Origin of the sequence: Roseomonas sp. CECT 9278, from assembly GCF_918698155.1 — a bacterium.
In the GTDB taxonomy this organism is placed as follows: domain Bacteria; phylum Pseudomonadota; class Alphaproteobacteria; order Acetobacterales; family Acetobacteraceae; genus Neoroseomonas.
Genome location: NZ_CAKKLX010000085.1, coordinates 1 through 10,314 on the forward strand (window position 1 = coordinate 1; position 10,314 = coordinate 10,314).

Annotated in this window: 13 protein-coding genes; 8 read left to right on the plus strand and 5 right to left on the minus strand. The window is 61.7% G+C overall.

Annotated features, from left to right (window positions below; genetic code table 11):
- The 5 genes from LQ222_RS25445 to LQ222_RS25465 form a co-directional block, all read left to right on the plus strand.
- A partial coding sequence (locus LQ222_RS25445) for a MobC family plasmid mobilization relaxosome protein (protein WP_230169681.1) occupies positions 1–235 on the plus strand: 235 nt, incomplete at its 5' end.
- A complete protein-coding gene (locus LQ222_RS25450; protein WP_230169682.1) occupies positions 232–2,073 on the plus strand; it encodes a relaxase/mobilization nuclease domain-containing protein in 1,842 nt (613 codons plus the stop codon). The genes LQ222_RS25445 and LQ222_RS25450, both read left to right, overlap by 4 nt.
- A gap of 32 nt (positions 2,074–2,105) precedes the next feature.
- Positions 2,106–2,270, plus strand: coding sequence for a hypothetical protein (locus tag LQ222_RS25455; RefSeq protein ID WP_230169683.1), 165 nt, complete (start codon positions 2,106–2,108; stop codon positions 2,268–2,270).
- A gap of 3 nt (positions 2,271–2,273) precedes the next feature.
- Positions 2,274–2,528 (plus strand): hypothetical protein, encoded by a 255-nt coding sequence (locus LQ222_RS25460; RefSeq protein ID WP_230169684.1) that lies wholly within the window; start codon positions 2,274–2,276, stop codon positions 2,526–2,528.
- Positions 2,528–2,815, plus strand: a complete 288-nt coding sequence (locus LQ222_RS25465; protein ID WP_230169685.1) for a hypothetical protein — start codon at positions 2,528–2,530, stop codon at positions 2,813–2,815. The genes LQ222_RS25460 and LQ222_RS25465 overlap by 1 nt, the downstream gene beginning before the upstream one ends.
- 181 nt (positions 2,816–2,996) lie before the next feature.
- On the opposite strand, the gene LQ222_RS25470 is transcribed toward LQ222_RS25465, so the two are convergent.
- Positions 2,997–4,025 carry a replication protein RepA gene (locus LQ222_RS25470; protein WP_230169686.1) on the minus strand — a complete coding sequence of 343 codons (1,029 nt, stop codon included), beginning with the start codon at positions 4,023–4,025 and terminating at the stop codon, positions 2,997–2,999.
- Here LQ222_RS25470 and LQ222_RS25475 point away from each other — a divergent pair.
- Positions 4,024–4,224: a hypothetical protein gene (locus LQ222_RS25475; protein ID WP_230169687.1), complete on the plus strand. Its 201-nt coding sequence runs from the start codon at positions 4,024–4,026 to the stop codon at positions 4,222–4,224. The two genes, LQ222_RS25470 and LQ222_RS25475, sit on opposite strands and share 2 nt — an antisense overlap.
- A 398-nt stretch (positions 4,225–4,622) precedes the next feature.
- Here LQ222_RS25475 and LQ222_RS25480 read toward each other — a convergent pair whose 3' ends face one another.
- Positions 4,623–5,711 (minus strand): restriction endonuclease, SacI family, encoded by a 1,089-nt coding sequence (locus LQ222_RS25480; protein ID WP_230169688.1) that lies wholly within the window; start codon positions 5,709–5,711, stop codon positions 4,623–4,625.
- Positions 5,712–5,723: 12 nt separating this feature from the next.
- On the minus strand, positions 5,724–6,611 hold the full coding sequence (locus LQ222_RS25485; protein WP_230169689.1) for a DNA adenine methylase: 888 nt from the start codon (positions 6,609–6,611) through the stop codon (positions 5,724–5,726).
- Positions 6,612–6,977: 366 nt separating this feature from the next.
- On the opposite strand from LQ222_RS25485, the gene LQ222_RS25490 reads away from it, so the two are divergent.
- Entirely contained in the window at positions 6,978–7,169 is a 192-nt protein-coding gene (locus LQ222_RS25490) for a hypothetical protein (protein WP_230169690.1), read from the plus strand.
- A 313-nt stretch (positions 7,170–7,482) separates the two neighbouring features.
- On the opposite strand, the gene LQ222_RS25495 is transcribed toward LQ222_RS25490, so the two are convergent.
- Both LQ222_RS25495 and LQ222_RS25500 read right to left on the minus strand, forming a co-directional pair.
- Entirely contained in the window at positions 7,483–7,920 is a 438-nt protein-coding gene (locus LQ222_RS25495) for a helix-turn-helix domain-containing protein (protein ID WP_230169691.1), read from the minus strand.
- An 80-nt stretch (positions 7,921–8,000) separates the two neighbouring features.
- Positions 8,001–9,764 carry a type IV secretory system conjugative DNA transfer family protein gene (locus tag LQ222_RS25500; protein WP_230169692.1) on the minus strand — a complete coding sequence of 588 codons (1,764 nt, stop codon included), beginning with the start codon at positions 9,762–9,764 and terminating at the stop codon, positions 8,001–8,003.
- A 307-nt stretch (positions 9,765–10,071) separates the two neighbouring features.
- Here LQ222_RS25500 and LQ222_RS25505 point away from each other — a divergent pair.
- The coding region (locus LQ222_RS25505; RefSeq protein ID WP_230169693.1) for a plasmid mobilization protein at positions 10,072–10,314 on the plus strand (243 nt) is incomplete at its 3' end.

A 10,314-nucleotide genomic window follows, 5' to 3' on the forward strand; every position in this document is an offset into this window, starting at 1 on the left:
GGCGGCGGCGGGCGTGGCGGTGAGCGAATTCACCCGCCGCGCTGTCCTCGGTTTGTCGGTGCAGCCGCGCCCCGGCTTGGCTGATGACTGCCTGTTGATGGACCTCAACCGCGTCGGCAACCTGCTGAACCAGATTGCCCGGTCCCTTCACACCGACCGCCCCGAACGTGCCGACCTCGCTGCAACGCTCGATGAGTTTCGCCAGCTCGTCGCCTTGCTGGTGGCCCGCGCATGAATTTTCAGATCGCAGGCACCGGGCGCAGCTTCAAAGGGGCTTTTGCCTACTACCTGCACGACAAACGCGCCGATCCGTCACAGCCGCACCTGATGACCGCCGAGCGCGTCGGATGGATGGAAACCCGGCATCTTGCCGTTGATGATCCCGCCTGCGTTCAGGGCGTGATGATTGCCACGGCCCGCAGCGCCGACGATTTGAAGCGGGCGGCGGGGGTGAAGATGACCGGGCGTAAGGCGACCGCCGGACCCGTCTTCGCCTACAGTCTGCAATGGCACCCTGAAAACGAAACGATCCCCGACCGGGCGGGGATGGTGGCCGCCGCCGAGGCGACGTTGCGGGCTTTGGGTGCCGAAGGCAGGCAAGCGGCCATCATCGCGCATCGAGATACCGCGCACCCGCATGTGCATATCATCGTCAACCGTGTGGACCCGGAAACCGGGCGCATGCTGGACCTGAACGACAACGCGAAGAAGCTGGACGCATGGGCGCGGCGCTATGAGCGCGAGCGCGGCGAAATCGTCAGCCCCGCCCGTGAGGCGAAATATCAGGAGCAGGAAGCGCGGCAGCAGGAGAAGGCGACCGCCGCCCTTGAGGTCGCAAAGCCGGAATCCGCGAAGGTGGCACCTGCCAAGGAACGCCCCAAGACCGTTGCCGCGCATCTTGCCGAGCGACAGACCGAACAGAAGGACCGCCACAAACAGGAATGGGCCGACCTCGCCGCGGCGAACAAAGAGCGCCGCGGGGCCGTCTATGACGAGCGCATCGACTTTAAGGCCATCGCCCGCGATCACCGCACCGAGACGAAGCCGCAATGGTCGGAGTTTGGAAAGCGCCAATGGTCCGAGCGCGGCGAATTCCAGCAGCGGGAGCGCCGCCTTTCCGGCGTCGTGAAGAACGCTATGGGGGTTGCCCGCGATCAGCAGCGCCGGGGCGTCGCGGATGATCGCGGATTCCTGTCTATGACTTTCGCTTACACCCTGAATTCACAGGCCCGCCGCGATGCCTTCATTCAACGGCAAGCCGCCGAAAAAGAGCTTTTGAAGCGGGCGACCGACGCAGCATTGATGCAGAAATTTGAGGCGGCGAAGGCCGAGCGGGCGGCGAAGCTGGCCGAGGTTCGCAAGACCTATGACGCCGACCGCGCCGCCCTGATTTCCCGGCAGGATCTTGAGCGGGATCAGATCCGCGCGGCATGGCGGAAGATCTACACCGACCGCGAAAAATTAGAGGCGGCGAAGGACCGCAGCCGCGAGCGGATGGGCCGCAGCGGCGACGAGAATTTCCGGCGGCGTCGTCGCCTCGATCGTGCGACCTGGCCGCCCTCGATCGACAACCAGGCGCAAGCACCAGGCCCCACACCGCAGCAGGAGCAGCAGCCCGTGAAGCGCGATTTTGAGCGTTCCGCCGCGAAGGTGGCACCTGCCAACCTTGGCCCCGCGCCAACGGTTCCGCGCAGTGTTGCGGTCCCGGCGCCAGCACCAGCACCCGAAGGGGTGCCACAGCCATCCGCGCGGCGCGTGGAGAACGTCCCGGCGGTCGATCAGGCGAAGGAATGGGGCAAGTCGAAAGAGGGGCAGCAGGCCACGCGCGGGAAGGCAGAGAAAGCCCCCGGCGATCTGCGGCGCGCGTATCAGCCAGCCCCGGAAAAGGTGGCACCTGCCAAGGAAACGCCTGCCGGCACCGCCGCGCCGGCGAAGGCCAAGGATTATTGGCAGCAGGCCACCCGGCCAAAGCCGGACGCCCCGCCCGTGCGCGACTATTGGACGGAAGCGGCGAAGCCGAGGGAGCGCCCCGCGCCCCGGAAGCCGGGGCATGATTTCGATAGGGAGAGATGATGATGACGGGGGCATGGGGGCCGAAACGGCCCATGGAGTTTTTCAAGCGCGACTATTGGGCCGAAGACGACAAGGCGCGGAATGAAGCGCGGCTTGTGCGCCACGCCCGCGAGGCGCGGAAGGGTTCGCAGATCGAGGAAACCCGCGTCATCACACGCGAGAGGCGCGGCGGTGCAGATTTCGACAGGGAGCGTTGAAGCATGGCGAAACTCACAATTGACCTCGATGCCCTGCCCGATGACGTCGCCGCCTATCTCGACCGATGCGGCGGGCTGGCGGGCGGGCATGCCGACATGAAACGGCGCGCGGTCGCGGCGATCATTGAGGGCTTGCGGTTGTTGGAGGCGCGGGAAAATGCCGAGCTTGATGCCGTCCCCGTGGAGGAAACAGAGGGCTGTTCGCAGCCGAGTTTGTGGGACCACTACCGGACGATAGAAGCGGAGATTCCGTTTTGATGCAGGAAGACCGCACCCGTCATGTTGTGCGCGTAGCGCGGGACGTCTTTCAGGCCGTCGCCGCTCTTGAAGTACGATGCGCCGCGCGGCGCGTCGATCCTATCCACATCATTGAGATTCGCGCCGCCCGCTTGCGCGGCCTGTGGCGCGAAGCCCTAGAATACTATCGCTTTGCGCGGGAATTTCCGGGCGTTGATGAGCCCGTCTTTCTCGTCTTCGATGATGAGAAGCGCGTTGCCAATAGGCGGGCATGGCAGGCGGCAAAGGATGAGCCGCCGCACTTCTAGCAGCGTCAGAAGGCGGAACGTTCCGGAATCGTTAGCACGATAACGCACATTATGGAAACGATTTTGCAATAATCGACAAATAACCGATAAGTTGATTTTGCCTTCCCCCCCCTATGCCTATCCCGTCAACTTGAAAATGGTAGTATTCATGCCTCGGTTGCTGCGGTGCAGCGCGGCCCTTTTACTTTCCCGGCATCGCTCCGATTACGAGGCGGGTTTTCGGGACCGGAGGGGGCGACGGGTAGAGGAAAAGCCCCTGCCCGTTCGCATCGAGAGAAGCCGCCGGGTAGACTGCCCCGGCTTGCTTGAGCGCAACCATGAACACTTCTCGGAACTTCCGAAGACGGGCGTAGTCCGCGCCGAATTGCGCATGGAGAAGCGGCCACGCGATGAAATGCCGCGACCCTTTGGGGATGCGGTGAAGCCGCTGCGCCAACCATGCGTAAACATCGAGTGCCATGGCTGAATGTGACAAGGCCCCGATTGCCAGTTCATTGAGCGGGACAGCGTGGCGCAACAGGCTTTCAAAATAGTCGGCTGACAGGTTTACCCATGAAGGCCAAAGAACCCGCTGCCGCGCATCTTTTGGCATCCACAGATCGAAGCCCGTCACGACTTGCGAGTTGATTTGAAACGCGCCTTCCGTGCCTGTGAAGGCCATGCGGATCGTTGCCGCCGACAAGGCCCCAACCTGATCTTTGATTGTGCGGATGTTCCGGCCATGCGCATGCAGCCCAATGCGCTTGACGAAATCCGTCAGGCTGTCCCCGACATCCACTTGCCGGGAGCGCGTCCGGATTGCCTCGCTGTTGAGGTGCATCAGCACCAGCCGCGCCTTCGGTCCCCACGGCAGGCTTAAATCGGCCCATTCCCCGGTTTCCGGGTCAGCGGCTGATCCCGCCTCGATCCGCAGGGAGGCATTGCCCTGTTTCCGGTCCCATTTTCTGGTCCCCGCGCCGGGGTCGCGGTAGGGAAGCCCCGTCTGACAAAGGATGGAATGCTGGTAGGCGATTTCTGCCCGGTCCTCGGTTGCGATCCGCCCGGCCGTGTCGATCACCCGGCTTTTGATGAGCGTTAGGCCCTTGCCCTGCGCGGCCGCCATACCGTCAAACAGGCTTGGCAGGCTGTCCCCCGCCGCTTTCCATGCCTCGGCCGTGCGGCGTTTCCCCCGCGTCCGTCCCACCCCTCTGCGTTGGTCTGATATCGCCATGGAATCCACCTTCCCCGACACCGTGCCGGAAGGGCTGGAGCCGGGGCAAGCGGGAGCGCAGAGTTATCCACAAATGACGTGTATTGAATGGGTTATCCACGATCACTTTGGGGCGCAAACCACGATCACTTTGGGGCAAAGAGGCACGATCACTTTGGGGCGCAAACCTATAGATTCAGATTCCTATAGATTCCTGTAGTTGGGGCGGGATAAGTCGGAAAACTCAGGATCACAGGAATCGGACGGGCCTACGGCCCGACGCCTTGCGTTTGCGGCGGCTTTGCCGCCGTGCTGCGCCCCGACCTGCTTACAGCGTGGCGTCGGCCAGTCTGCCGCGTCAAAGGGTTGGTCCTCGCCATGCTCGGCGGCTTGCCGCCTGCGCGTGGCTCCGGTCCCGGCTTCGCCGCCTTTGACCCGTCAGCCCGCCCGCCACCTCATCGAATTGCAGGGACGGGACGAGGAACGGGCTTTTTCCGGTCCGAACAAGGAACATGGGATGGATCGGGATAAGGTCGGCAAAATCGGGATGAGAAGGGCATTTTTGCGAGGCGGGAGAAGCCGAATTGTCTGCGGGCAGACAAGCCGCAGAATTTGCGTTCAGGCCCCGACCAGCCGCCGAATGTGTTCATTCCACGCGAGCTTCAGCGAGGCCGGAACATCGGTCGAGTTTAGCTGCGCGATGAAGAGAACCGTGAACTCCGCCCGGCAACGCGGGCCGATGGTCCCAAGCGTACTGACCAGCCAATCCTTGACCGGCAAGAAGCTGATATCATGCCCCTGCCCCAGATATTGCCGTGCGAGTGCGCGGGCGTCGGGGGTTGGGGTCGCGGCTGCAAAGAAGAACAGGTAGTCGCTGATTCCGTGCCGCAGCACCTTCGTCGAGAAGGTGGACTGCACCCGGGCCCGATCAATCGGGCGCTCCGTCACTTCCACGGCAAGAATGAGTTCGCTGCCAGATTTGATAGTGATATCGCCGCCCACATCCGATGCGCGATCCGCGACGTTGATCCCCTGCCACTCAATTGACCAGTTCAGGGAAAAGCATTGGTTGAGAGTCTGGAACATGGCGACGGCCAGCAGCACCGGCAGACGACCACCGCTTGGAACCTGTAGCAACCCGCCGATCAGGATTTCGTATTGCTCGACGCTGAGGCGCTGCACATGAAGCAGGGTCACGTTGGCGGCGTCGCGAAGCTTCACCAGCCCGTGCAGCAGGAAGCGAAGATACATCCGAGCGGTAGCTGCATCAGCCGCCCGCAAATGTTCGAGGAACACCAGCAGCGCGTCGAAGCCCAGCTTGTCGCGTAACCCTTCCCGCGTTTCCGGCGCGAAGCCAACGCTGCGCCGGAACACGGACAGGAAGGGACCTTTCGAACTCGGCACTTCGTGTTCGTGCAGGAAGGGATTCACCACCTGCTCGTCAAGTGTCCGGCCATTGTAGGCAGCGTCGCCCTGATTGACGTAGGGCAGCCGAACGTCAATCTGATCGTCGCTCAGCCGTGCCAAGGCGCAGCCGATCAGCACTTCCCGGTATGCCTGCGTGTTAGAGGCTAACAGGCGTTCCGTCGCGGCGGCGAGGACATCTGGCACAACGGGCGGCGTCGCAGCAGCGAAGTCAGATTCCGCTTCCATAAATATGGCCGCGAGCAAGGCCGCAGCGTCTTTGTAAATGATCGGGCGAGCCATGTAGGATGCGCCTCAGTAGTTCATCCAAAGACATTCCTGCCGCATCTTTTTGATCGAGTGGCATTGCTTTTCGTCGGCATCGAAACGCCGCCAGCCTTTATAAAGATTGTCCATGAGAGCGCAGCGATAACCGGATATCGCGGCCTTGCCTTTGATACGGTGCAGGGCCCGTGCCAACTCGTGATGCTCTTCCTGATCCATCTCGAAGCCGTAGGCGCTGCTGTCGCCGCGCGTCTCGTGCAGATAGGGCGGGTCGCAGTAGAACAGCGTTTCCGGGCTGTCATAGAGCCGGATCACATCGAGGGCGGGGCGGTTCTCGATCTGCACCCGCATGAGCCGGTCGCCGATTTCACCAAGCGCATCGACGCCGCCGAGCCAGCGCGACACCACGCCCGACATGCCCGCCCGGCTGGTATTTTTACAGTTGGCCCAGCGACCGAGTGTTGCCGTCTGTGCGAGGCCGGTGCGGGTCTGGCGAGCGCGGATATAGAACCGCCGGGCGCGTTCAAGCCGGGTGACGCCGCGCGTAGAGCCGTTGATGGCGGTGTAAAATTCCTCGCGGGAGAAGGGTGTCAGGCCGATAGCGCGGGTCAAGTCTTCTGGCGTGTCGCGCAGCACCTTGAAGAAATTGACCACATCGCCGTCTATGTCGTTGTAGGTCTCAACAGGAGACGGCGCTCTATTAAGCAATACTGCTGCCGATCCTGCGAATGGCTCACAATAATGATGCGCCGAGGGAAGCAAAGGAAGAAGCCAATCAAGATGGCTAAACTTGCCTCCATACCACCCAAAAACGATTTTCTTTCCGCCCCGTCGGGAGCGGATCGCCGGTAGTCCATTAGCGGTATTTTCGTCGAGGTATATTGGCGACAGGCCGCGTTTAGCCTCGATCGTTTTCATACCGTCACCCTGCCCGATTATGTTCTCATGCCGTATCGGATTGACCGACATACGCCAGCCTGTTCCTAGACCGCGTTACCGCGTCGCTCCAACAGCCCTTAGCCATTCTTTGGAAGACCCGCCGGAGGCGGTCTGCCCTTGCGACATTCTTCGGAGCCGACGCCATCCCCGCACCGCCGCGCGGAACGGCAGGCAAGGGCGGCGAAGCCGGGACCGGAGCCACGCGCAGCGCGAAGCGCGAGCATGGCGAGGACCCGCCCCTTGCCAGAGTGAGCACGGCGGTATGATTTCCGCCGGATACGTGAGCATTAAGGATATATTCATCGCTTTTCTATGTAATACTTGCATTGAAAGGAGTATTTAAAAATGTCTGATAAAAAGAAACCGTATGATGTTCTAATTGTTGAGGAATATGGCGAAGGAAAAACGAAATTTTATAACGTTGGTGTTGCCTTCGAGCGTGATGAGGGTGGTATGTCTGTGCTTATTCCGCCGGGTATTAGCGTATCTGGACGCCTTACGATTATGGCCCGCAAGGAGAAAGCCGAAGCACCATGAACGCCTAACGCGGCGTCGGCGCATGTGGAAGGATTAACAACCGCCCTTTCAAGTCTCGGGTATTCGCCGCCTGAAATCGTCGCCGCTTACAAGCGTCATATCAATAAATTGACAACATAACCCCGGATCGTATAAGACGGGGTTATGTTTTTACACGACTATTTCAACAACTGTTCTGCCGAAGCCCATCCGTTTGTTGATTGGGTTTCATACCTTGGCGAATGGTCCGCCCGCCTCGACGAGACTCGCCGCGCCTTGAACGGTATCCCGGAACCCACGGGCTTTGGCCTCTAGGAGGGCCCGTACAGCGGCTTTAGCTTTTCCCCCTACCGAACAGCCGAGCAATCAGCCCGCCGCGCTCAGCGACCGCCGGAGCGGGCGGAATAAGGGTTTCAGGCGATGGCGGGGGGAGCAGTTTTGTTGTCCGTTCCGCCATCTCGCGCCACTTGTCCCGGTCCTCGCGCAGATCGGCAATCACCCCGTCTTTGTCCGCAAGCCTTTCACGCAAAAGCTTAATTTCGACCTCTAACACCCCTGTTTCAATAGGGGTTTCGTCTCCTAACGTGGATGGGGTTGCGTTACTGTTACTCCCCTTACGCGCGAAGACCCGGAACAGTTCGGCGGGGTCGATCAGATACCCCTTGCCGTTGTCCAATTTTTCGGCAGTTATCTTACCATTTGCTATGGCCCGCGTGATGGTGGGCACACTCACGCCCGCCTCTTTTGCGGCCTGTCCCGCTGTCAGTTTCATGGGGGTTTCGTCTCCTAACGTGTAAGGGTTGCGTTACTCCAACAAACCCTAACACGCGGAGAGGCGAGGCGGAATCAGGCTTAGCCCTTTATCCCGAACATATTAGGGGCCGCCGCGAACCACATGCCCGCCACGAACGGGACAAGAGGGAAGGGGAAGGGCAGGATTCCGAGCAGCCCACCAACCGCCGACCCGGCCATTAAACCGAATCCAAGAATCCGCATTGCCGGGGTGTTCGATGCGGGTTTCATGTGGCCGAACATGCGGGCCGTGCCGGAGGTTCGGAAGTACGGGGCAAGGCTGAGATTCCAAATTTGCCCCGCTGCCCCGAAGACGATCATGGACCGGGCGACCTCATCATTGGGGCCTCGCCCGGTCACGCGGGCGATTTCATCCGGCGGAAGCCGAGGACGCCCCACCCGGCGCATTGCGTGGGCGTATTCGTTCATTGCGGTATCGTGTGCGGCGCGGTGATCGCGCTCCGCATAATCGAGGTCAGCGCGGGCAAGGGCATGCTTTTGGACCCGCCGCTGATGACTCGCGTGTGACCAGTCGGACGCGCTGTGGGCGGGGCTGGCGGGCGGTTTCAATGCGCCGCGCCGCTCTGACGAATCTGGCTCCCGCACCGTCACAGGCGGCGGCGTCACACCGATTTCTTCCTGTGTCAGCACGCCAATTCGGTTCGACGCGTAGCGTTGGGCATCGTCATCCTGCTCGATGCCGAAGAATGTTAGGGCGTCCGCGTTGGCGATAAACGGCTTTGCGCCTTCCGTGCCGTAGAGGTCGGGTAACTGGCTGAAATTTTGCAGGAACGGCCAGAGATGAACACCGTTCCCGGCCAGCCGCCCTGCTGCCATTTTCAGCGCATCCACGCGCCCGAGTTCCGCGAATTCATCGAGAACGAACAGGCAGGGGGTCCCTTTCAGGCGATCCAGCCCGGTTTTGCCTTCGATGGGCTTTTCCATTTCGTTGAGGGTCAGCCGCACGAACAGGCGGAAGAAGCGGGCGTGGTCTGCGATGTATCGGGAGGGGAGGACGAGGAAGACGGTACAGCGCCCTGTCTTAAGTTCGGACAGGCGGAAGGATGAATCCGCCATGACCGACTGCAGGGCCTCATCCCCAAAGTTATCAATTGCGGTGCGGGCGGCATCGACAAATTCCGGTCCCGTTCCGCTTTTGGCGGTGAGGCTGCGGAGGATCACAGCCGCCGCTGTTTGGGCCAGTCCGCCGCAGGAGGGGTTTTCGGCCATGTCTGCCGCCACATCGGCGAGGGAAGGAGGGCGGTTGCCGTCTTGGTCTTCCTCGGTGAAGGCGGGCAGGTTGAGCAGATCACGGACAGAGGCGAGGGTGCGGCGCTTCGGCGGGGCCGTGGTGATGACATGGGCAATCAGCCCGGCCAGCACAGTCACTGCGCCATTGTCCCATGTGCCGTCTTTGGCGTTGTAACGGATCACGAGGCCGTCCGCGATTATGCGGATATCGGAACGGGCTGAGGGGCTGGCCGGGTCGATTGCAGCCAGAGGGTTGAAGCTGGCCCGGATGGAATCCGGCACATCAGCTTCCCGGAAGGGGTCCAGCACATAAACCCGCTGCCCCATGGCCTGCCGCTCTTGCCACGCCAGAAAGGTGTTTTCGCCCTTGGCATCCACTACGACAGCGGAATGAGGCCATCGCCGGAGGTTCGGTACGATGAGAGCCGCGCCTTTGCCTCGCCGTGCCCCTGCGACCGTCAGAAGGTGCCTTTCGAGGGTGATTCCGACCTTATGCCCCGTCTCAGAAGTGCCAAGGAAAATGTCCCCCGGCCGATAGGGCGAGGCGTCAGCGTTGTGGAACTGGAACGGCATTCCGGTCGCTCCCAGATGGGGGGAAGGGGAGCAGGACCGTTACAGCGTGGGGAAGGCGCTGCGGCGGGTTCTCGCCCTTGGGGTCGAACACGAGGATCGAGGCGGGGCGGTTGTGCGGGTTCAGGGCGAGGAAGGTGGCAAGGTCCGGAAAGGGCATTTCGGGCGTTCCTAGAGTGGGTTAGCACTTCCTTAACCGCATTCTGCCATGGTATATGTAAAGTAGGGTAGTAAACAATCTTTTTCGTGCCGAAAAATGTTTAGTCAGGGGGCGAAAGCCACCCCCCGACACCCCCGAAAAAGAGGGCGAATGGAGACGAAGGCGAAACGATTGGGGCGGCGGAAACTGGCCCCCGGCGAGGGCCGGACGAGCCGCGTTGTCGGTTGGCTCACCGAGGCCGAGGCCGCGCAGGTCGCCGAACAGGCGGCGGCGGCGGGCGTGGCGGTGAGCGAATTCACCCGCCGCGCTGTCCTCGGTTTGTCGGTGCAGCCGCGCCCCGGCTTGGCTGATGACTGCCTGTTGATGGACCTCAACCGCGTCGGCAACCTGCTG

Bases quoted from the DNA above. Each gene is read 5' to 3' on its own strand.
- LQ222_RS25450 (WP_230169682.1), top strand. From the start codon at position 232: ATGAATTTTCAGATCGCAGGCACCGGGCGCAGCTTCAAAGGGGCTTTT.
- LQ222_RS25455 (WP_230169683.1), top strand. From the start codon at position 2,106: ATGGAGTTTTTCAAGCGCGACTATTGGGCCGAAGACGACAAGGCGCGG.
- LQ222_RS25460 (WP_230169684.1), top strand. From the start codon at position 2,274: ATGGCGAAACTCACAATTGACCTCGATGCCCTGCCCGATGACGTCGCC.
- LQ222_RS25465 (WP_230169685.1), top strand. From the start codon at position 2,528: ATGCAGGAAGACCGCACCCGTCATGTTGTGCGCGTAGCGCGGGACGTC.
- LQ222_RS25475 (WP_230169687.1), top strand. From the start codon at position 4,024: ATGGAATCCACCTTCCCCGACACCGTGCCGGAAGGGCTGGAGCCGGGG.
- LQ222_RS25470 (WP_230169686.1), bottom strand. From the start codon at position 4,025: ATGGCGATATCAGACCAACGCAGAGGGGTGGGACGGACGCGGGGGAAA.
- LQ222_RS25480 (WP_230169688.1), bottom strand. From the start codon at position 5,711: ATGGCTCGCCCGATCATTTACAAAGACGCTGCGGCCTTGCTCGCGGCC.
- LQ222_RS25485 (WP_230169689.1), bottom strand. From the start codon at position 6,611: ATGAAAACGATCGAGGCTAAACGCGGCCTGTCGCCAATATACCTCGAC.
- LQ222_RS25490 (WP_230169690.1), top strand. From the start codon at position 6,978: ATGTCTGATAAAAAGAAACCGTATGATGTTCTAATTGTTGAGGAATAT.
- LQ222_RS25495 (WP_230169691.1), bottom strand. From the start codon at position 7,920: ATGAAACTGACAGCGGGACAGGCCGCAAAAGAGGCGGGCGTGAGTGTG.
- LQ222_RS25500 (WP_230169692.1), bottom strand. From the start codon at position 9,764: ATGCCGTTCCAGTTCCACAACGCTGACGCCTCGCCCTATCGGCCGGGG.